At 67.4% G+C, this 20,373-nt stretch carries 27 protein-coding genes and 1 tRNA gene; 22 read left to right on the top strand and 6 right to left on the bottom strand.

From position 1 onward, the window contains the following. The 22 genes from rplF to AC1D1T_RS04905 all read left to right on the top strand — a co-directional run bounded on the left by rplF (position 1) and on the right by AC1D1T_RS04905 (position 14,470). Positions 1–534 carry a 50S ribosomal protein L6 gene (rplF, locus tag AC1D1T_RS05010; protein WP_047507684.1) on the top strand — a complete coding sequence of 178 codons (534 nt, stop codon included), beginning with the start codon at positions 1–3 and terminating at the stop codon, positions 532–534. A gap of 11 nt (positions 535–545) precedes the next feature. Then, complete coding sequence (gene rplR / locus AC1D1T_RS05005; RefSeq protein WP_047507682.1) at positions 546–911, top strand: 50S ribosomal protein L18; 366 nt, start codon at positions 546–548, stop codon at positions 909–911. A gap of 44 nt (positions 912–955) precedes the next feature. Further along, positions 956–1,474 (top strand): 30S ribosomal protein S5, encoded by a 519-nt coding sequence (rpsE, locus tag AC1D1T_RS05000; protein ID WP_047507680.1) that lies wholly within the window; start codon positions 956–958, stop codon positions 1,472–1,474. 20 nt (positions 1,475–1,494) lie between these two features. Continuing rightward, positions 1,495–1,677, top strand: coding sequence for a 50S ribosomal protein L30 (gene rpmD, locus AC1D1T_RS04995; RefSeq protein WP_047507678.1), 183 nt, complete (start codon positions 1,495–1,497; stop codon positions 1,675–1,677). Between the two features lie 14 nt (positions 1,678–1,691). Continuing rightward, positions 1,692–2,123, top strand: a complete 432-nt coding sequence (gene rplO / locus AC1D1T_RS04990; RefSeq protein WP_047507676.1) for a 50S ribosomal protein L15 — start codon at positions 1,692–1,694, stop codon at positions 2,121–2,123. Positions 2,124–2,156: 33 nt separating this feature from the next. Next, the gene (gene secY, locus AC1D1T_RS04985) at positions 2,157–3,467 is read left to right on the top strand and encodes a preprotein translocase subunit SecY (RefSeq protein ID WP_047507673.1); all 1,311 of its coding nucleotides are present in this window, start codon (positions 2,157–2,159) and stop codon (positions 3,465–3,467) included. A 39-nt stretch (positions 3,468–3,506) separates the two neighbouring features. Continuing rightward, positions 3,507–3,725, top strand: a complete 219-nt coding sequence (gene infA, locus AC1D1T_RS04980) for a translation initiation factor IF-1 (protein WP_047489367.1) — start codon at positions 3,507–3,509, stop codon at positions 3,723–3,725. A 60-nt stretch (positions 3,726–3,785) separates the two neighbouring features. After that, entirely contained in the window at positions 3,786–3,899 is a 114-nt protein-coding gene (gene rpmJ / locus AC1D1T_RS04975; protein WP_011830995.1) for a 50S ribosomal protein L36, read from the top strand. Between the two features lie 36 nt (positions 3,900–3,935). Beyond that, the gene (gene rpsM / locus AC1D1T_RS04970; RefSeq protein ID WP_047507671.1) at positions 3,936–4,301 is read left to right on the top strand and encodes a 30S ribosomal protein S13; all 366 of its coding nucleotides are present in this window, start codon (positions 3,936–3,938) and stop codon (positions 4,299–4,301) included. A gap of 17 nt (positions 4,302–4,318) precedes the next feature. Further along, on the top strand, positions 4,319–4,720 hold the full coding sequence (gene rpsK / locus AC1D1T_RS04965; protein ID WP_025495798.1) for a 30S ribosomal protein S11: 402 nt from the start codon (positions 4,319–4,321) through the stop codon (positions 4,718–4,720). 162 nt (positions 4,721–4,882) lie between these two features. After that, positions 4,883–5,506, top strand: a complete 624-nt coding sequence (rpsD, locus tag AC1D1T_RS04960; protein WP_047507670.1) for a 30S ribosomal protein S4 — start codon at positions 4,883–4,885, stop codon at positions 5,504–5,506. A 166-nt stretch (positions 5,507–5,672) separates the two neighbouring features. Next, positions 5,673–6,659, top strand: coding sequence for a DNA-directed RNA polymerase subunit alpha (locus AC1D1T_RS04955; protein WP_047507668.1), 987 nt, complete (start codon positions 5,673–5,675; stop codon positions 6,657–6,659). A gap of 132 nt (positions 6,660–6,791) precedes the next feature. After that, the gene (rplQ, locus tag AC1D1T_RS04950; protein ID WP_047507665.1) at positions 6,792–7,184 is read left to right on the top strand and encodes a 50S ribosomal protein L17; all 393 of its coding nucleotides are present in this window, start codon (positions 6,792–6,794) and stop codon (positions 7,182–7,184) included. Positions 7,185–7,249: 65 nt separating this feature from the next. After that, on the top strand, positions 7,250–8,194 hold the full coding sequence (locus AC1D1T_RS04945; protein ID WP_477827849.1) for an ATP-binding cassette domain-containing protein: 945 nt from the start codon (positions 7,250–7,252) through the stop codon (positions 8,192–8,194). Positions 8,195–8,204: 10 nt separating this feature from the next. After that, positions 8,205–8,990, top strand: coding sequence for an ABC transporter permease (locus tag AC1D1T_RS04940; protein WP_047507663.1), 786 nt, complete (start codon positions 8,205–8,207; stop codon positions 8,988–8,990). 57 nt (positions 8,991–9,047) lie between these two features. Beyond that, on the top strand, positions 9,048–10,931 hold the full coding sequence (gene dsbD / locus AC1D1T_RS04935; RefSeq protein ID WP_477991539.1) for a protein-disulfide reductase DsbD: 1,884 nt from the start codon (positions 9,048–9,050) through the stop codon (positions 10,929–10,931). Between the two features lie 45 nt (positions 10,932–10,976). Continuing rightward, positions 10,977–11,053 (top strand) — tRNA-Met (locus tag AC1D1T_RS04930). Positions 11,054–11,174: 121 nt separating this feature from the next. Then, complete coding sequence (locus AC1D1T_RS04925) at positions 11,175–11,639, top strand: cupin domain-containing protein (RefSeq protein ID WP_465110698.1); 465 nt, start codon at positions 11,175–11,177, stop codon at positions 11,637–11,639. Positions 11,640–11,766: 127 nt separating this feature from the next. Further along, positions 11,767–12,873, top strand: coding sequence for a 6-pyruvoyl trahydropterin synthase family protein (locus AC1D1T_RS04920; protein WP_477827334.1), 1,107 nt, complete (start codon positions 11,767–11,769; stop codon positions 12,871–12,873). 43 nt (positions 12,874–12,916) lie between these two features. Further along, positions 12,917–13,552, top strand: a complete 636-nt coding sequence (queE, locus tag AC1D1T_RS04915; protein WP_477827335.1) for a 7-carboxy-7-deazaguanine synthase — start codon at positions 12,917–12,919, stop codon at positions 13,550–13,552. A 4-nt stretch (positions 13,553–13,556) separates the two neighbouring features. Beyond that, positions 13,557–14,105 (top strand): methylated-DNA--[protein]-cysteine S-methyltransferase, encoded by a 549-nt coding sequence (locus AC1D1T_RS04910; RefSeq protein WP_477991537.1) that lies wholly within the window; start codon positions 13,557–13,559, stop codon positions 14,103–14,105. Between the two features lie 41 nt (positions 14,106–14,146). Continuing rightward, positions 14,147–14,470, top strand: coding sequence for a hypothetical protein (locus AC1D1T_RS04905; protein WP_477825476.1), 324 nt, complete (start codon positions 14,147–14,149; stop codon positions 14,468–14,470). Positions 14,471–14,473: 3 nt separating this feature from the next. On the opposite strand, the gene AC1D1T_RS04900 is transcribed toward AC1D1T_RS04905, so the two are convergent. From AC1D1T_RS04900 to AC1D1T_RS04875, 6 genes are all read right to left on the bottom strand, one after another. Beyond that, positions 14,474–15,556, bottom strand: coding sequence for a hypothetical protein (locus AC1D1T_RS04900; protein WP_477825475.1), 1,083 nt, complete (start codon positions 15,554–15,556; stop codon positions 14,474–14,476). Positions 15,557–15,884: 328 nt separating this feature from the next. Further along, on the bottom strand, positions 15,885–16,601 hold the full coding sequence (locus AC1D1T_RS04895) for an ABC transporter ATP-binding protein (RefSeq protein ID WP_047509040.1): 717 nt from the start codon (positions 16,599–16,601) through the stop codon (positions 15,885–15,887). Continuing rightward, positions 16,598–17,347: an ABC transporter ATP-binding protein gene (locus tag AC1D1T_RS04890; protein ID WP_477825474.1), complete on the bottom strand. Its 750-nt coding sequence runs from the start codon at positions 17,345–17,347 to the stop codon at positions 16,598–16,600. Before AC1D1T_RS04890 ends, AC1D1T_RS04895 begins: the two co-directional genes overlap by 4 nt. Next, positions 17,344–18,318: a branched-chain amino acid ABC transporter permease gene (locus AC1D1T_RS04885; RefSeq protein ID WP_477825473.1), complete on the bottom strand. Its 975-nt coding sequence runs from the start codon at positions 18,316–18,318 to the stop codon at positions 17,344–17,346. Before AC1D1T_RS04885 ends, AC1D1T_RS04890 begins: the two co-directional genes overlap by 4 nt. Continuing rightward, the gene (locus AC1D1T_RS04880; protein WP_465110706.1) at positions 18,318–19,190 is read right to left on the bottom strand and encodes a branched-chain amino acid ABC transporter permease; all 873 of its coding nucleotides are present in this window, start codon (positions 19,188–19,190) and stop codon (positions 18,318–18,320) included. Before AC1D1T_RS04880 ends, AC1D1T_RS04885 begins: the two co-directional genes overlap by 1 nt. A gap of 1 nt (position 19,191) precedes the next feature. Then, positions 19,192–20,358, bottom strand: a complete 1,167-nt coding sequence (locus AC1D1T_RS04875) for an ABC transporter substrate-binding protein (RefSeq protein ID WP_477825472.1) — start codon at positions 20,356–20,358, stop codon at positions 19,192–19,194. Between the last annotated feature and the right edge of the window lie 15 nt (positions 20,359–20,373).

Here is a 20,373-nt window from a genome sequence, read left to right as displayed (position 1 = left end):
ATGTCCCGCGTAGGAAAAATGCCGATCGCTCTCCCGCAAGGCGTGGATGTGTCGATCACCGCTGAGAAGATCAGCGTCAAGGGCTCGCTCGGCACGCTGGTGCGTCCGGTGAACAGCCTGGTGACCGTGAAGAACGAAGGCGGCAAGCTGCAGTTCGCACCGGCCAACGACAGCGTCGAAGCCGATGCGATGTCGGGCACGATGCGCGCGCTGGTGGCCAACATGGTCAACGGCGTGAGCAAGGGTTTCGAGAAGAAGCTGACGCTGGTCGGCGTGGGCTTCCGCGCCCAGGCTGCCGGCACCAAGCTGAACCTGCAGATCGGGTTCTCGCACCCGGTGTCGAAGGACATGCCGACCGGCATCAAGGTCGAGTGCCCGACGCAGACCGAAATCATCATCAAGGGTTCCGATCGCCAAGCCGTTGGCCAGATCGCCGCTGAAGTCCGCGCGATCCGCCCGCCCGAGCCCTACAAGGGCAAGGGCATCCGGTATGCCGACGAGAAGGTCTCCCTCAAAGAGACCAAGAAGAAGTAAGGAGCGACGACATGTTGAACAAAAAAGATCAGCGCATTCGCCGCTCCCGCCAGACCCGTGCACGCATCGCGGTCCAACGCGTGGCGCGCCTGACGGTCTTCCGCACCAACCTGCACATCTACGCCAGCGTCATTTCCGACGACGGCCAGAAGGTGCTGGCCAGCGCCTCGACCGCCGAAGCCGACGTCCGCAAGGAACTGGGCGCTTCGGGCAAGGGTGGCAACGTGGCTGCTGCCACCGTCATCGGCAAGCGCATCGCCGAGAAGGCGAAGGCTGCGGGCATCGAGAAGGTGGCGTTCGACCGCGCCGGTTTCGCATACCACGGCCGCATCAAGGCGCTGGCAGACGCGGCTCGCGAAGCCGGCCTGCAGTTCTGATGCCCCCGGGCATCTGAGAATCGGCGAAGACAAGGAATTCGACAATGGCAAAGTTTCAACCCCGCGCGCAGGCCGAAGGCAACGACGACGGCCTGAAGGAAAAGATGATCGCGGTCAACCGCGTCACCAAGGTCGTCAAGGGTGGTCGCACGCTGAGCTTCGCGGCTCTGACCGTGGTCGGTGACGGCGATGGCCGCATCGGCATGGGCAAGGGCAAGGCGAAGGAAGTTCCGGTCGCCGTGCAGAAGGCGATGGAATCCGCCCGTCGCAACATGGTCAAGGTCTCGCTGAAGAACGGCTCGATCCACCACAAGGTGATCGGTGAGCACGGTGCTTCGCGCGTCCTGATGGCACCGGCCAAGCCGGGTGACGGCATCATCGCCGGCGGCCCGATGCGCGCGGTGTTCGAAGTGATGGGCGTCACCGACATCGTCTGCAAGAGCCTCGGTTCGACCAACCCGTACAACCTCGTTCGCGCCACGCTGAATGCCCTCAAGCATGTCAGCACGCCGGCTGAGATCGCCGCCAAGCGTGGCCTGACCGTCGAGCAGATCCTCGGCTGAACGGCACGCGGAGAAACATCATGGCTGACAAGAAAACCGTCAAGATCAAGCTGGTCCGCAGCATCGCCGGCACGCGCGAATCGCATCGCGCGACCGTGCGCGGCCTGGGCCTGCGCAAGCTGAACAGCGAATCGACGCTGGAAGACACGCCGGCAGTGCGCGGCATGATCACCAAGGTCCAGTACCTGGTCAAAGTGCTCTGAGCCGAGGAACGAACATGGAACTGAACAACATCAAGCCCGCCGCGGGCGCCAAGCATGCCAAGCGCCGTGTCGGCCGTGGCATCGGCTCCGGCCTGGGCAAGACGGCCGGTCGCGGCCACAAGGGCCAGAAATCGCGTTCGGGCGGCTACCACAAGGTCGGCTTCGAAGGCGGCCAGATGCCGCTGCAACGTCGCCTGCCGAAGCGCGGCTTCAAGTCGGCGCTGCTGAAGTACAACGCCGAGATCACGCTGTCCGACCTCGAGGTGCTGGCCACCAATGAAGTCGACGTGCTGACGCTGAAGCAGGCGGGCCTCGTCGGCCAGCTGGCCAAGGTGGTCAAGGTCGTCAAGACCGGCGAGCTGACCAAGAAGGTCGTGCTCAAGGGCATCGGCGCGACCGCCGGCGCGAAGGCTGCGATCGAGGCCGCTGGCGGCTCGGTGGCGTAAGCCTTTTCATCAACACCTACGGGACGCGCTTCAGTGGCAACCAACGCGAATCAGCTGGCCAAGAGCGGCAAGTTCGGCGACCTCCGTCGCCGGCTCGTCTTCCTGGTGTTGGCGCTCGTCGTGTACCGCATCGGCGCGCACATCCCGGTGCCGGGCATCGATCCGAACCAACTGCAGCAGCTCTTCAAGGGCCAGCAGGGCGGGATCCTGAGCCTGTTCAACATGTTCTCGGGTGGGGCCCTGTCCCGCTTCACGGTGTTCGCGCTGGGCATCATGCCGTACATCTCGGCGTCGATCATCATGCAGTTGATGACCTACGTGGTGCCGAGCCTGGAGGCGCTGAAGAAGGAAGGTGAGTCGGGCCGTCGCAAGATCACGCAGTACACGCGCTACGGCACGCTGGGTCTCGCGATCTTCCAGTCGCTGAGCATTGCGCTGGCGCTCGAGGGCCAGGCGGGTCTGGTCGTCTCCCCCGGCATCGGCTTCCGTCTGACGGCGGTCGTGAGCCTGGTGGCCGGCACGATGTTCCTGATGTGGCTCGGTGAGCAGATCACCGAACGCGGCCTGGGCAACGGCATCTCGATCCTGATCTTCGGTGGCATCGCGGCCGGCCTGCCGAACGCGATCGGCGGCTTGCTCGAGCTGCGCAACACCGGGGCGATGAGCGTGCTGGTCCTGCTGTTCATCCTGCTCGTTATCGCGGCGGTGACCTATGCGGTGGTGTTCGTCGAGCGAGGCCAGCGCAAGATCCTCGTGAACTATGCGAAGCGCCAGGTCGGCAACAAGGTCTACGGCGGCCAGTCGTCGCACCTGCCGCTGAAGCTGAACATGTCGGGCGTGATCCCGCCGATCTTCGCGTCGTCGATCATCCTGCTGCCGGCCACCGTGGTGAGCTGGTTCGCGACGGGCGAAAGCCTGCGCTGGCTGAAGGACCTGGCCGGCCTGCTGTCTCCGGGCCAGCCGATCTACGTGATGCTGTATGCCGCGGCGATCGTGTTCTTCTGCTTCTTCTACACGGCGCTGGTGTTCAACAGCCGTGAGACGGCAGACAACCTGAAGAAGAGCGGCGCGTTCATTCCGGGCATCCGCCCGGGCGACCAGACGGCCAAGCACATCGACCGCATCCTGTCCCGCCTGACGCTGGCCGGTGCGATCTACATCACGCTGGTCTGCCTGCTGCCCGAATTCCTGGTGCTGAAGTACAACGTGCCGTTCTATTTCGGCGGGACCTCGCTGCTGATCATCGTGGTCGTCACGATGGACTTCTGGGCGCAGGTGCAGTCTTATGTGATGAGCCAGCAGTACGAGTCGCTGCTGAAGAAAGCGAATTTCAAGGCCAGCTGAGGCTGGTGATCGGCGAAGACAGTCACGAAACCGACAGGCATGGCGAAAGACGACGTCATTCAGATGCAAGGCGAGATTCTGGAGAATCTGCCGAATGCCACGTTTCGTGTGAAGTTGGAAAACGGGCACATCGTGCTGGGCCATATCTCCGGAAAAATGCGGATGCACTACATCCGCATCCTTCCCGGCGACAAGGTGACAGTCGAGTTGACGCCTTACGATTTGACGCGGGCCCGCATCGTGTTCCGGGCCAAGTGATTGTTCGGAACACGACGAGTTTGAATCAGGAAGCGCTCTGAAAGGGCCTAGGAGAAGAGTATGAAAGTTGCAGCATCGGTCAAGAAGATGTGCCGGAATTGCAAGGTCATCCGTCGCAAGGGCGTTGTGCGCGTGATCTGCACGGATCCGCGCCACAAGCAGCGCCAAGGCTGAACCTGGCCTTCGACGACAAGCGAATAGAGGAAGCTCATGGCACGTATTGCTGGTATCAACATTCCGCCCCAGAAACACGCTGAGATCGGCCTGACGGCGATCTACGGCATCGGTCGCAGCACCGCGCAGAAGATCTGCGCCGCCTGCAGTGTCCCGTTCGATCGCAAGATCAAGGACCTGACCGACACCGACCTGGAGAAGATCCGGGAAGAAATCGGCCGCATGACGATCGAGGGCGACCTGCGCCGCGAGATGTCCATCAACATCAAGCGACTGATGGACCTCGGCTGCTACCGCGGCTTCCGTCATCGCCGTGGCCTGCCGGTTCGCGGCCAGCGCACGAAGACGAATGCGCGCACTCGCAAGGGCCCGCGCAAGTCCGGCGCCCTGGTCAAGAAGTGATTTGAGAGAAGGTCGATATGGCTAAAGCACCGAATACCGCTGCCCAGCGTGTGCGCAAGAAGGTCCGCAAGAATGTTGCGGACGGCATCGCCCACGTTCACGCATCGTTCAACAACACGATCATCACGATCACCGATCGTCAGGGCGGCGCGCTGTCCTGGGCGTCGAGCGGTGGCCAAGGCTTCAAGGGTTCGCGCAAATCGACGCCCTTCGCAGCCCAGGTGGCGGCTGAAGTCGCAGGTCGTGCTGCCCAGGAACAGGGCATCAAGAACCTCGACGTGCGGATCAAGGGCCCCGGCCCGGGTCGTGAATCGTCGGTGCGTGCCCTGGCTTCGCTGGGCATCCGCATCAACTCGATTTCCGACGTGACGCCGGTGCCGCACAACGGCTGCCGTCCGCAGAAGCGTCGTCGCATCTGATCGCTGAAGTTTTTCTCGTCGCCGGCGGGTGCCCAGCACCGCGCCGGCGCATTCGTTAGGCCGACAGGCCTCAAGCCCACCGTCCGAGCGCCCAGAACAACACTCGCCGGACTCGCATGAGCTTCAGGAGAAGCCCATGTCAGATTGACCAAAGGAAGCAACGTGGCACGTTATCTTGGCCCCAAGGGCAAACTCGCCCGCCGTGAAGGCACCGACCTGTTCCTGAAGAGCGCCCGTCGCGCCATCGGTGACAAGGTCAAGTTCGACAGCAAGCCCGGCCAGCATGGCCGCACCTCCGGCTCGCGCACCTCCGACTTCGGCCTGCAACTGCGCGAGAAGCAGAAGGTCAAGCGCATGTACGGCGTGCTGGAACGTCAGTTCCGCCGCTATTTCGCCGAGGCCGAGCGCCGCAAGGGCAACACCGGCGCCAACCTGCTGCTGCTGCTGGAATCGCGCCTGGACAACGTCGTCTACCGCATGGGCTTCGGCTCGACCCGTGCCGAAGCGCGCCAGCTGGTGTCGCACAAGGCGATCACGGTGAACGGTGCCACGGTCAACATCGCGTCGTACCTGGTCAAGGCCGGCGACACAGTGGCCGTGCGCGACAAGTCGAAGAAGCAGCTGCGCATCACCGACTCGGTCAAGCTGGCCGAATCGCAAGGCATGCCGAACTGGGTGCAGGTCGATGCGAGCAAGCTGGAAGGCGTGTTCAAGAAGGCGCCGGACCGCGACGAATTCGGCGCGGACATCAAGGAAGCGCTGATCGTTGAACTGTATTCGCGTTGATGCCCGTGCCGGCCACGCCGACGTCGCCCCCGTGGGCGGCGCGGGGTGGCCCGTCCGCGTTTCGCGAATCGCTCGATTTCCCTGGTGCGGCCGTGGCACCCGCCGTGGCCGTTGGTCCCTCAGCCTTATCGGTGTAACGAACCGAGGGTATTGAAAGAAAGACCTCATGCAAACAAATCTGCTCAAACCCAAAGCCATCAATGTGGAGCCGCTGGGCGGCAACCGCGCCAAGGTCACGCTCGAACCGTTCGAGCGCGGCTACGGCCACACGCTGGGCAACGCGCTGCGCCGCGTGCTGCTGTCGTCGATGGTGGGGTATGCGCCGACCGAAGTGACGATCGCCGGCGTGCTCCACGAGTACTCGACCGTCGACGGCGTGCAGGAAGACGTGGTTCACATCATGCTGAACCTGAAGGGCGTCGTGTTCCGCCTGCACAACCGCGACGAAGTGACGCTGGTGCTGCGCAAGGAAGGTGAAGGCCCCGTCACCGCCGGCGACATCCAGACGCCGCACGACGTGGAAATCATCAACCCGGATCACGTCATCGCCCACCTGTCGCAAGGCGGCAAGCTGGACATGCAGATCAAGGTCGAGAAGGGCCGCGGCTATGTGCCGGGCACGCTGCGCCGCTACGGCGACGAGCCGACCAAGTCGATCGGCCGCATCGTGCTGGACGCTTCGTTCTCGCCGGTCGCCCGCGTCAGCTACACGGTCGAGAGCGCCCGCGTCGAGCAGCGCACCGACCTGGACAAGCTGGTGATGGAGATCGTCACGAACGGCGCGATCACGCCGGAAGAGGCGATCCGCGCGTCGGCGAAGATCCTGGTGGAACAGCTGGCCGTGTTCGCGCAGCTGGAAGGCAGCGAGATCGCCGCGTTCGACCAGCCGGCCCAGCGCAGCACGCAGTTCGACCCGATCCTGCTGCGCCCGGTCGACGAGCTCGAGCTGACGGTGCGTTCGGCCAACTGCCTGAAGGCCGAGAACATCTACTACATCGGCGACCTGATCCAGCGCACCGAGACCGAGCTGCTGAAGACCCCGAACCTGGGTCGCAAGTCGCTGAACGAAATCAAGGAAGTGCTCGCCTCGCGTGGTCTCACGCTGGGCGCACGCCTGGAGAACTGGCCCCCGCAGGGCCTGGACAAGCGGTAACGCTTCGCCGACAGGAAAGACGGCCTGAAGGCCGTCATCGGATGACGAACGCGCCTGGCGCGTTCGATCGTGCAACCCCTCAGTACCTCGTACGGCTGGGGGCTCATAAGTTAGTCAAGAAAGGAAAGCACCATGCGTCACCGTAACGGACTTCGCAAACTCAACCGCACGTCGGAGCACCGCGCCGCGATGCTGCGCAACATGTGCAACTCGCTGCTGCAGCACGAAGCGATCAAGACCACGGTCCCGAAGGCCAAGGAACTGCGCCGTGTCGTCGAGCCGCTGATCACGCTGGCCAAGGAGCCGACGCTGGCGAACCGCCGCCTCGCCTTCGACCGCACGCGCGACCGCGATATCGTCACGAAGCTCTTCAACGAACTGGGCCCGCGCTACAAGGCGCGCCCGGGCGGCTACACCCGCATCCTGAAGATGGGCTTCCGCGTCGGCGACAACGCACCGATGGCCTTCGTCGAGCTGGTCGACCGCCCGGAAGTGGCCGACGAAGCGGCAACCGACAACGCCTGAGCGGCAGCGCCTGAAAAGGCGCACTGGATCGAAGGGCCGGTGATTCCGATCACCGGCCCTTTTTCATGGGCGATGGCACACTGCGCGGCATGGCCGAGCCGATCTTCCGCATCTCCCACCTGCACAAGAAATTCGGCACCAACACCGTCGTCGACGATCTCTCGCTGGAGATCCAGGCGGGCGAATGCCTCGGCGTGATCGGCCCGAACGGCGCCGGCAAGACCACCACGATCCGCATGTGCCTGGGCCTGGTCGGGCCGGACGCCGGCGAGGTGCACGCGTTCGGGCTGCCGATTCCGCAGCAGGTGCGCGAGGCCAAGAAGCGGATCGGCGTCGTCACGCAGTTCGACAGCCTCGATCCCGATTTCACGTGCGCCGAGAACCTGCGCGTCTATGGCCGCTACTTCGGCCTGCCGAAGGCGACGATCGAGGCGCGCATCCCGAAGCTGCTGGAGTTCGCCTCGCTGCAATCGAAGGCCGATGCGAAGCCCGGCGAGCTGTCCGGCGGGATGAAGCGGCGCCTGAGCCTCGGCCGTGCGCTGATCAACGACCCCGACCTGCTGCTGCTCGACGAGCCGACCACCGGCCTCGATCCGCAGGCGCGGCACCTGATGTGGGAGCGGCTGCAGAACCTGCTGCAGCAGGGCAAGTCGATCCTGCTGACGACCCACTTCATGGACGAGGCCGAGCGCCTGTGCGATCGCCTGCTGGTGCTGGACCACGGCCGCAAGATCGCCGAGGGCACGCCGCGCGGCCTGATCAACGAACACCTCGAGAGCGACGTCGTCGAGGTGTTCGGCGATGGTGCGCTCGCGATGGCGGCACAGCATGCGGGCCTGGCCGAGCGCGTCGAGACCAGCGGCGAGACGGTGTTCTTCTACCTGCGCCGGCCGCAACCGCTGCTGCAGGCGCTGGCGCAGCACCACGACATCCGCACCTTGCACCGGCCGGCGAACCTGGAGGACCTGTTCCTGAAGCTGACCGGTCGCCAGATCCGCGACGACGCATGAAGGGCCGACGATGCTGATCTCGTTCTATGCCGCTCCCCGCATCACCGCACGCTTCTGGCCGGTGGTGCTGCGCAACCTGCTGGTGTGGCGAAAGCTCGCCGTGCCGAGCGTGCTGGGCAACATCGCCGAGCCGCTGATCACGCTGGTGGCGTTCGGCTACGGGCTCGGCTCGATGATCGGCCAGGTGCAGGGGCTGCCGTACATCGAGTACCTGGCGTCGGGGAGCATCGCTGTCAGCGGTGCGCTGGCCGCGACCTTCGAGGCGCTGTACTCGGCCTACTCGCGCATGCAGGTGCAGCGCACCTGGGACAGCATCATGAACGCGCCGATCGCGCTCGACGACATCGTGTTCGCCGAGATGCTGTGGGCGGCGATGAAGTCGGTGTTCACGGTGGCGGCGATCATGGCGGTGATCTTCGTGCTGGGGATCAGCCGGGCGCCGACGATGCTGCTCGCGCTGCCGGTGCTGTGCTTCATCGGCGTGACATTCGCCTCGATCGCGCTGGTGTTCAACGCGCTGGCGCAGAGCTACGATTTCTTCACCTACTACTTCACGCTGGTGATGACGCCGATGACCTTCCTGTCGGGCGTGTACTTCCCGATCGAGCAGATGCCCGGCTGGCTGCAGGTGATCGCGCATGTGCTGCCGCTGACCGCCGCGGTCGACCTGGTGCGGCCGCTGATCCTCGGCCAGTGGCCGCAGCAGGTGGCGCTGCCGGTGCTGGTGCTGGCCGCCTACGCGCTGGGCGGCTACTACCTGGCATTGGTGCTCACCCGCCGCCGATTCTTCAAATAGCGGCACGGAACCTGTCGCGTGCCTTCGACTCCCCCTCCCATGCGTGCATTGAATCCCGTGACCCCCTGGCCGCGTCTGGCGGCTGCGTTGATGATGCTGGCGGCCGCGCTGTGCGTGCTGCCCGGCGCGGCGCGGGCCGCCGACGATTTCCTCGACCCTGCGGTGGCCTTTCGCTTCGATGCGAAGCCGCTGGACGCGAAGAGCGTCGAGGTCAGCTTCGCGATCGCGCCGGGCTACTACCTCTACCGGGAGCAGTTCAAATTCGCGGCCGGCGGAGCGACGCTCGGCGAGCCGGTCATCCCGCCGGGCAAGGTGAAGTTCGACGAGACCTTCCAGAAGAACGTCGAGACCTACCGCGACGTGATCCGCATCGTCGTGCCGGTGCAGCAGGCCGCGCCGAGCTTCACGCTGACGGTGACGAGCCAGGGGTGTGCCGACAAGGGCCTGTGCTATCCACCGCGCGAGACGCAGGCGGAGATCGGCCTGAGCGGCTTCGGCGGCGACGGGACGGCGCGGCTGGTGGCGGCGGGCGGCAGCGGTGCCACGTCGTCGAGCGTCGCGCCCTCCACCGGCTCGGCCGCCGCGGCCCTGGCGCGGACGGAGGCCGCGCCGCCGTCGCCGTCGCCGTCATCGGCAGTGTCGACATCCACCGACAGCGCCGGCATCGACGCCGCGTTGCGCGGTGGCCGTTTCTGGACCGTGGTCGGCGTGTTCTTCCTGGCCGGCGTGCTGCTGTCGTTGACGCCCTGCGTGCTGCCGATGCTGCCGATCCTGTCGTCGATCATCGTCGGGCAGGGGCACAGCGTGACCCGCTCGCGCGGGCTGGCGCTGGCCGCGAGCTACTCGCTCGGCATGGCGCTGGTCTACACCGCGTTCGGCGTGGCGGCGGGGCTGGCCGGCGTCGGGCTCGCGGCGGCGCTGCAGAACCCGTGGGTGCTGGGCGTGTTCGCGCTGGGGTTGGTGGCGCTCGCGGTCTCGATGTTCGGCGTGTATGAGTTGCAGTTGCCGGCGGCGCTGACCGGCCGCCTGACCGAAGCCTCGCAGCAACTGCCGGCCGGGCGCATGGCCAGCGTGTTCGCGATGGGCGGCGTGTCGGCGTTGATCGTGAGCCCGTGCGTGGCCGCGCCGCTGGCCGGTGCGCTGGTGTACCTGAGCCAGACACGCGACGTGCTGCTCGGTGGCACGGCCTTGTTCTCGTTGGCGGCCGGCATGAGCATCCCGCTGCTGCTGGTCGGGGCGTCGGCTGGCACGCTGCTGCCGCGTGCCGGCGCATGGATGGACGGCGTCAAGCGCCTGTTCGGCCTGATGTTGCTGGCGGTGGCGTTGTACACGGTGCAGCCGGTGCTGCCGGCCGCGCTGGCGCTGGCGCTGTGGGGCGCGTTGCTGATCGGTGCGGCGGTGGTGGCGTTGGCCGGGGGCGCGCACGCGCCGGCGACGGCGCCGGGCACGCTGCTGCGCAAGTCGGGTGCGGCGGTGCTGGCCTTGCTGGGCACGCTGCAATTGGTGGGCGCGGCCTCGGGCGGCACCGATCCGCTGCAGCCGCTCGGGCATTTGCGGGGTGGCGGTGCCGTCGCGGCAGCGCATGGGCCGACCTTCGCGACGGTGCGCAGCGTGGCCGAGCTCGATGCCGCGCTGCGCAGCACGGGCCGGCCGGTGATGCTCGACTTCTATGCCGACTGGTGCGTGTCGTGCAAGGAAATGGAGCGCTTCACGTTCACCGACGCGGCGGTGCAGGCGAAGCTCGCGAACGCGCTGCTGCTGAAGGCCGACGTCACGAAGAACAACGACGACGATCGCGCGCTGCTGAAGCGCTTCCGCCTGTTCGGCCCGCCGGGCACGATCTTCTTCTCGGCGGACGGTCGTGAAATGCAGGGCACCCGCGTGATCGGCTTCCAGAAGGCCGAAGAGTTTCTCGTGACATTGCAGCGGGCCGGTCTGTAAACCTCGCAATGCCATCAGTTCCTGTGCTATAGTCACAGGCTCAGTCGCGGGGTGGAGCAGTCTGGTAGCTCGTTGGGCTCATAACCCAAAGGTCGTTGGTTCAAATCCAGCCCCCGCAACCAAATCCAGAACAAGAAGGCCCTCCATGCGAGGGCCTTTTTGCATTTCAAATCTGGCGCGGGATGTGGCGCAGACTTTGCGACATGCAGGTCCTGCAGTCCTGCAGATTCAACAGGGTCAACCATGAACATCAAACCAACAATCTTGTTTCTGTGCGCGGCGGCTGTGCTGTCGTGCAACGTGATCGCCCAAGCTGCTGATGCAGGCGTGGTCACCTTGACGCCGGAAGAAATGAAATGGGACACGGGCGGCCTCGCCGTGCGCGGCATCTCCCAGGCGATCCTGATCGGCGACCCGGCCAAGCCGGGGCCTTACACGATCCGACTGAAAGTGCCCGCCGGCTACAAGCTTGCCCCGCACACGCACCCCGATTTCCGGCAGATCACCGTGCTGTCCGGCACTTGGTACACGGGCTATGGCGAGAAGTGGGATGCCAAGGCCCTGAAAGCCCTGCCCGCGGGCAGCTTCTACACCGAGCCGGCCAACGTCCCCCACTTCGTCGAAGTGCGGGACGAGACCATCGTTCAAGTGACCGGCATGGGTCCCGGCGGACGGCACTTCGTGAACCCCGCCGACGAACAGAAGTAAGGCCTCCACAGGCCGCGACGGGGTTTTCGACCCTCGCTAAAATGGCCCTCCGGAGCGCCCGTGGACGGCGCCGCGCAACGCCCACGGACCGTGGGCGTTCCTGCTTCCAGACTCCCACAGAGACAGCGTGCCGATCAAGACCCTCCACTGCGCCGCCAGCGGTTTCGAGTCCGCCTGCGAGGTCAGCCTGCTGCCCGCAGGCCATCGCTCGCGCCGCCTGCATGGCCACAGCTTCCTCGCGACGCTGCGCGCCGAGTTGCCGCACGGCTGGGCCGCCTTTCCCGGTGGCGAGGTCGAACGCCTGCGCGCCGATCTCGAATCGCGCACCGCCCAGCTCGACTACCGCCTGCTCAACGACATCGTCACGCAGCCCACCGACGAGAACCTCGCGCGCTGGATCCGCTCGCAGCTCGACGCCCCCGGCATCACGCAACTCGGCATCCAGAGCACCGCGCACGGCGGTGTCGACCTCGATGCCGCCGGCCAGGCCCATGTCTGGCGCCGCTACCTCTTCCAGGCCGCGCACAAGCTGCCGAACGTGCCGCTCGGCCACAAGTGCGGCCGCATGCACGGCCATGGCTTCGAGGTCATCGTGCACGCCAACCAGGACCTCGGCGCGCGCGACCTCAGCATCGACTACGACCACCTCGACGACTGCTGGGCCCCGCTGCACCACGAGCTGAACTACGGCTGCCTGAACGACCTGCCCGGCCTGCAGAACCCGACCAGCGAGCTGATGTCGAGCTGGCTGTGGGAGCGCCTGAAGCCCACGCTGCCCGAACTCTCGTGGATCACCGTCTACGAAACCGCCTCGTGCGGCGCCAACTACGACGGCCACCACCACCGCATCTGGAAGGAGTTCACGCTCGACAGCGCGCTGCAGCTCAAGCACGCACCCGACGGCAGCCCGCTGCGCCGCATCCACGGCCACACCTACACGCTGCGGCTGCACTTGGCCGCACCGCTCGATACGCTGATGGGCTGGACGGTCGACTTCGGCGACGTGAAGACGCTGTTCGATCCGATCTTCAAGGCGCTCGACCACCGCCCCCTGTACGAGATCGAAGGCCTCGCCGACTGCGATACCGCCACACTCGCCGCATGGATCCTGAAGGAGGCACGCGCCGTGCTGCCGATGGTCGATCGCGTCGACCTCTACGAAACGCGCGGCTGTGGCGCCATCGTGATCGCCGACCAGGCCGAGGCGCAGGCCGGCCTCGCGATCCCGATCTGAATCGACGCACGAACGGACGCGTGAACGAACGGAAGGACGCAGCATGACCTATGCGGTCAAGGAAATCTTCTACACGCTGCAAGGCGAGGGCGCCCAGGCCGGGCGCCCCGCGGTGTTCTGCCGCTTCGCCGGCTGCAACCTGTGGTCCGGCCGCGAGCAGGACCGCGCGGCGGCCGTCTGCCAGTTCTGCGACACCGACTTCGTCGGCACCAACGGCGTCAACGGTGGCAAGTTCGACACCGCGCTCGCGCTGGCGCAGGCCGTCGCGTCGCACTGGCCGAAGCCGCACACCGGCCGGCCGTTCGTCGTGTGCACCGGCGGCGAGCCGCTGCTGCAGCTCGACGAGGCGCTGGTCGACGCCTTCCACGCCCAGGGCTTCGAGATCGCCGTCGAGACCAACGGCACGCAGCCCGCACCCGAGGGGATCGACTGGATCTGCGTCAGCCCGAAGGCCGATGCCGAGCTGGTGCTGACGCAGGGCCACGAGCTCAAGCTCGTCTACCCGCAGCCGAAGGCGATGCCCGAGCGCTTCGCGGCGCTGAAGTTCGACCACTTCTTCCTGCAGCCGATGGACAACCTCGAGCGCAAGCGCAACACCGAGCAGGCGGTGGCCTATTGCCTGGCCCATCCGCTGTGGCACCTGAGCGTGCAGACGCACAAATACATCGGCATCGCGTGACGCGATGAACAACGTTCGCCACGCCGTGTTCGCCACCGCCATCGGGCCCTGCGCGATCGCGTGGGGCGCGCAAGGCATCGTCGGCAGCTGGCTGCCCGATGCCGACGAGGCGGCCTTGCGCCGGCGCATCCAGCGACGGCTGCCGGAGTCGATCGAGGGCCTGGCGCCGCAGGACATCCAGGTCGTGATCGACCGCCTGCAAGCATTGATGGAAGGCGAGCGCGTCGACCTGTCCGGCTCGCCGCTCGACATGACCGGGCAGCCCGATTTCCACCGCCGTGCCTACGCGATCGCGCTGGCGATCCCGCCCGGCGAGACCCGCAGCTATGGCGAGATCGCGCAGCAGCTCGGCGAGCCCGGCGCTGCGCGTGCGGTCGGCCAGGCGATGGGCAGCAACCCGTTTCCGCCGATCGTGCCGTGCCACCGCGTGCTGGCGGCGGGCGGACGCTCCGGTGGGTTCTCGTCGCCGGGCGGCGTCGACATGAAGCGCCGGCTGCTCGGCATCGAGCGCGCCCGCATCGGCAGCGAGCCCGGGCTGTTCGACGACCTGTAGATCGCGACGCTGCTGCAACGAAGGCTGGCATCATCGGCGCGATGTCCGATGAGTATCAAATCCACGTTCCGCCGAGCTTCTACGCGCTGTACACCGACGCGCGCCAGCGCCTCACCGTGCCACTGACCGAACTGCGCGAGCGCTACGAGCTGTGCGAGGACCTGTCGCAGCACCTGAGCGAGCGCGCGAGCGCCCAGCATTTCGGCACCGGGGCTTCGCAGGCGTCGGTGCTTGCCGATTGCCTGCGCGGCCTGCAGGCCGGCCCGGTGGTGTCGAAGGACGAGGCGGTGTGGGTGGTGCACCGCCTTGCGGAGGTGCTGGGGTGGCCGTTCCTCGACAGCGGCGAACCGGCCGCCGGGGACTGATCCCTACTCGGCCTGGCCGCTGTTGCCGCCGTTGGCCGCCATCGTCGTCGCCGCCGGCACCTTCGGGGCCTCGAGCAGCGCCACCGTCGGGCTCTTCAGCGTCTTCGCGAAGCCCACCACCGTCTGGGTCGGCTGGTACGGCAGCGATTGCCACGGGTTCGCGCCATGGCTCAGCAGGAAGCTCACCATCTGCGTCTGCGCACGCTCGTCGTTCATGAACGCCGGCACCACGACGCGCGCCAGCGGAATCCACGGCAGCTGCTGCCCCTGCGTCGACGGCACCTTGTCGACCAGCTTCGGCTCGCGCTTGAACCACCATTCGAGCGCCGCATAGTCGGAGGTGCGCAGCGCCTCTTCGAACCCGGCCGCCAGCTTGCCCTGGTACGGGCCCAGGCCGGATTTCGCGGTATGACCGGCGGCCTCGAGCTTGGCCGCGAGCGGCGTCTGCAACGCGCTCGGGTGCAGGGCGCTCAGCGGGCTGAAGGCCAGCTGGCCGACCGCCAGGTCGCCCTGGTCCGACCACTGCGCGATCACGTCGTCGAGCCCGGCGGCGCGCGCGCTCGGCGAGCTCAGCAGGCGCAGCACGTCATGGTTCACCGAGCGCGAATCGGCCTCGGCCAGGAAGCGCAGCGAGCGCAGCGTCTGCGGCGAGGCCTTCGAGAAGTCGACCGGATTCGGCGAACGCGCCAGTGCGACCATCGGCGGCTGGTAGCAGGTCTCGGGCTGCGCGCCCTTGTCGAGCAACTCCGGCAGCACCGGCCAGAACTGCGGATCGCGTGCCGCGATCGTCAGCGTGCATTCCTGGAAGCCGCTGGCGCGGATGTCGGCGACCTTCAGGCTGCCGGGCTGGAACGGCAGGCAGCGTGCGGTGAGTGCCCGTTGGGCCGAGTTCAGCGCCGCGCAGGACTGCGGATCGCCCTCGGTGAACTTGGCGTGGATGTGCTTGATGATTTCCCAGGTCGGGCTGGAGTCGGTCGCGATGCCGGTGGCGCTCATGATCGCGCTGGCCGTGGTGGTGCAGCCGCCGGTCAGCAGCAAGCCCGAGATCGCGGCGCTGAGCACCAGCAGCCGTGGCAGAAAGTTCATGGTGTCGCGCTCCCAACGCACAGCCGCCCGGCTCGTGGCCGGAATGCGTTCTACAGCGCAAAAAGCAAGCCACCGCTGCCGGACGCGTCCAGGCGGGTGCGTGGCGAGAATCCGAACCGGTGCATGGCTGCACGAAGCAAGCGCCGGCGCGGCTTGCGGGCGATGTTGGGAAGCACTCGCCTGCCGGAGGCCGGTGAAACGGATGCTGACGCAGCTGACACAAAAGGGAAGCCCGCTTCGCCGTCGGGGTCATGCAGCGCAAAAAACGGCAGCCCTGGCGACAGGCGGTAACGCGGCGTATCGCTGCGTACGCAGGCGGGTCCGAGCGTCAGACGCCCAGCCAGCGCGCGAGCGCCGCCGGGTCGCCGGCGAGTGTCGACGAGGCCGCCGCGCACACGATCCGCCCCTTCTCCAGCACCACCGCCTGGTCGGTGTGCTCCAGCACGCGCCGCACGTTGCGGTCGACGATCAGCGTGCTGATGCCGCTCGCGCGGATCTGCGCGATCACGCGCCAGATCTCGGCCACCACCAGCGGCGCCAGGCCTTCGGTCGCTTCGTCGAGGATCAGCAACTGCGGGCTCGTCATCAACGCACGCCCGATCGCGAGCATCTGCTGCTCGCCGCCGGAGAGCTGCTGGCCGCCGTGTGCGAGGCGCTCGCCGAGGCGCGGAAATGTCTCCAGCACGCGCTCCAGCGTCCACGGCCGCTGCCCGTCGGCCGCGGCGCGCGCGGCCATCACGAGGTTCTCGCGCACCGACAGGTTCGGGAAGATGCCGCGGCCCTCGGGCACGTAGCCGGCGCCGAGCCGCGCGATGCGCTCCGGCGGCCAGCCGGTCACGTCGCGGCCCTGCCAGCGCACCCGGCCGGCGCTTGGCCGCAGGTAGCCCATCAGCGTGCGGATCAGCGTCGTCTTGCCCATGCCGTTGCGCCCGAGCAGGCCGAGCGCGCTGCCGGCCGGCACCGCGAACGACACGCCGTGCAGCACGCGGCTGTCACCGTAGCCGGCATGCAGCCCGTCGATCTCCACGAGCGGCACCGTGTTCATGCGTGCGCCTCGCCGAGGTAGGCCGTCACCACCTGCGGATGCTCGCGGATGCGCTGCGGTGCGTCGCAGGCGATGACCGCGCCGTTGACCATCACCGTGATGCGGTCGGCGATGCGGAACACCGCGTCCATGTCGTGCTCGACCAGCAGGATCGCGTGGCCCGCCTTCAGCGACTGCAGCAGCGCGAGCATGCGCTCGGTCTCCTCGGCGCCCATGCCGGCCAGCGGCTCGTCGAGCAGCAGCACGCGCGGCCGGGTGGCCAGGCACATCGCGATCTCGAGCTGGCGCTTCTGGCCGTGGCTGAGCGTGCCGGCGAGGTGGGCGGCGCTGTCGGCGAGGCCCGCGGCCTGCAGCGCCTGCCCGGCCACCTCGAGGCTGGTGCTGCAGCGCTGCGCCGATTGCCACACCTGCCACGGCCGCTGCAGCGCGGCCTGCGCGCTGAGCCGGCAGTTCTCCAGCACGCTGAAGCTGTCGAAGATGGTGGTGCGCTGGTAGCTGCGGCCGATGCCGGCGCGCGCCCGGCGCGGTTGCGACCAGCCGGTGATGTCGTCGTCGCCGAAGCGGATCTGCCCGGCGCTGGCCGGCAGCTCGCCCGACAGCAGGTTGATCAGCGTCGACTTGCCGGCGCCGTTGGTGCCGATCACGGCGTGCACCTCGCCGAGCCGCAGGTCGAGCGAGACCGCGTCGACGGCCGCGAGGCCGCCGAAGGTGCGCGACAGGCCGCTCGCCTGGATCAGCGCGCTCATGCGGCCCCCCGGCGCCAACGGATGCCGACGATGCCGCGCGGCAGCAACGCAACGAACGCGATGATCGTGAAGCCGAGCGTCATTTGCCAGTGCGCCGCCAGCGGCCCGACCAGCCCTTCGCTCGCGAACAGCTCCTTCAGCAGCGTGAACGCCACCGCGCCGACGATCGCGCCGCGCAGCGGGCCGAGGCCGCCGAGGATGATCATCAGCAGCACCGCGCCCGATTCGTGCCACGACAGCAGCTCTGGGTTGACGACGCCGTCCTGGATCGCGAGCAGCGCGCCGGCCAGCCCGGCCAGCGCGCCGGCGATCACGAAGGCCGCGAGCTTGTAGCCGTAGGTGCGGAAGCCGACCGCCCGCATGCGCGCCTCGTTGACGCGGATGCCCTGCAGCGCATGGCCGAAGCGCGAGCGCAGCAGCAGCGCGAGCCCGCCCCAGGTGAACGCGAGCGAGGCCAGCACCAGGCCGTAGACCTGGTGCTTGTTCTCGAGGTCGAGCAGCGTGGTGTCGCCCAGCCGCAGCACCGGCCGCACGTACAGGTAGATGCCATCGCTGCCGCCGCCGAGCTTGGTGTCGTGGAAGACGAAGTAGGCCATCTGCGCGAACGCGAGCGTCACCATGATGAAGTACACGCCGCGGGTGCGCAGGCTCAGCGCGCCGACGAACAGCGCGTACGCGGCCGCGCCGCCCATCGCCGCCGGCAGCAGCCACCAGAGCGACGCGCCTTCGCCCTGCGGCGACGCGAGTACCGTCACGTAGGCGCCGATGCCGAGGAAGGCCGCGTGCCCGAGGCTCACCAGCCCGGTCGCGCCGACCAGCAGCTGCAGGCTCAGCGCGAAGATCGCCGAGATCAGGATCTTGACGGTCAGGTCCATCAGGTACGGCGACAGCACCGCCGGCAGCAGCGCCAGCGCGAGCAGGATCGCCAGCGGCGCGACCTGCGGCAACCCACGAGACCCCGCGAGCGCCATCAATGCCCCCGCCGCATCAGGCCTTCGGGCCGCCACACCAGCACGATCGCCATCAGCAGGTAGATGCCGATGCCGCTCAGCTCGGCGAAGAACACCTTGCCGAAGGTGTCGACGAAGCCGACCAGCAGCGACGCGACCAGCGCGCCGGTGATCGAGCCGATGCCGCCGATCACGACGATCACGAAGCTGACGATCAGCACGCTGCCGCCCATGCCCGGGTACACCGACGACATCGGCGCGGCGATCATGCCGGCCAGCGCCGCGAGCGCGACGCCGGCCGCGAACACGCCGCGGTACAGCAGCCGGATGTCGATGCCGAGCCCGCGCACCATGTCGCGGTTGCTGGCACCGGCGCGCACCATCATCCCGAGCCGCGTGCGGTTGACCACCAGGTACAGCAGCGCCGCGATCGCGAGGCAGGCGGCCGACGCGAACAGCCGGTACACCGGGTACGACATCAGCTCGCCGAGCGCGATGCTGCCGGCCAGCCACGCGGGCGGCTGCACGCCGTGCACGTCGTTGCCGAGCAGCAGGCTGCGCGACTCCTCGAACACCAGGATCAGCGCATACGTCATCAGCACCTGCTGCAAGTGCTCACGCTGGTACAGGAAGCTGAAGAACGCCCACTCCAGCACGAAGCCGAAGGCCGCCGCCAGCAGCGTGCCGACCACGAGCATCAGCACGAACTGATCGGTGAAGTACGGTGCCAGCGCGAACGCGAGGTAGGCGCCGATCATGTAGAAGCTGCCGTGCGCGAGATTGATCACGCCCATGATCCCGAAGATCAGCGTCAGCCCGCTGGCCACCAGGAACAGCAGCAGGCCGTACTGGACGGCGTTCAGGCACTGGACGAGGAAGGTGGTGGCATCCACCTCAGAGCTTGCAGCCGCGGGCGGGGTCAGCCAACGCCTTCACGGCGATCGACTTGAACTCGTTGTTCGCGCCCTTCACCTCGCGCAGGTACATGTCCTGCACCGGGTTGCCGGCCGCCGACAGCGTGAACTTGCCGCGCGGGCTGTCGACCGTCGTCTTGCGCATCGCGGTGGTCAGCGCCTCGCGCTTCGCGAGGTCGCCCTTCACCGCGTTGAGGCCGGCCGCGAGGATCTGCGCCGCGTCGTAGCCCTGCACCGCGTAGACGTCGGCATTCGCCTTGTACGCGAGCGCGAAGCTCTTGCGGAACGCGTTGTTGCGCGGCGTGTCGAGGTTGTCGGCGTAGTGCAGCGTGGTCAGCAGGCCCTGCGCGGCGGCGCCCTGGGCCTCGAGCGTGCCGTCGGTCAGGAAGCCCGAGCCGTACAGCGGGATGGTCTTGTTCAGGCCCGCGGCGGCATAGTCCTTGACGAACTTCACCGCGCCGCCGCCGGCGAAGAACGCGTACACCGCGTCGGGCTTCTGCGCGGCGATCTCGGTCAGCAGCGCCTGGAACTCGACGTTCGGGAACGGCAGGTTCAGGTCCTTCACGACCTTGCCGCCGCCCTTCTCGAAGGCCTCGGTGAAGCCCTTGACGGCCTCGCTGCCGGCCGCGTAGTTCCAGGTGATCGTCATCGCGCGCTTGTGGCCCTTCTGCGCCATCACGACGCCGGTGGAGTAGCCCGGCTGCCAGTTCGAGAACGAGCTGCGCACGATGTTCGGCGAGCACAGCGGGCCGGTGATCGCGTCGGCACCGGCGTTCGGGATGATCAGCAGCGTATTGCTCTCCTTGGCCGCCTTCGCCATGCCGAGCGCGACGCCCGAATGGACCGTGCCGACCAGCACGTCGACCTGGTCGCGCTTGATCAGCTTGTTGACGTTGTCGGTGGCCTTGGCCGGCTCGGATTCGTCGTCGACCTTGAAGTACTGGATCTCGCGGCCGCCGAGCTTGCCGCCCTGCTCCTGCACGTACAGCCTGAAGCCGTTCTCGATCATCGTGCCCAGGCTCGCGTAGGTGCCGGTGTAGGGCAGCATGAAGCCGACCTTGATCGGGCCGGTGGCCTGCGCATGGGCCGCGCCGCCCGCCATCGACATCGCCAGGGCCGCGAGGGCCGGGAACTTGATCAGGTGCATGCCAGTCTCCGTGAG

This window comes from Rhizobacter sp. P2_H3 (assembly GCF_056403355.1).
This window is presented reverse-complemented; position numbering and strand designations above follow the sequence as displayed.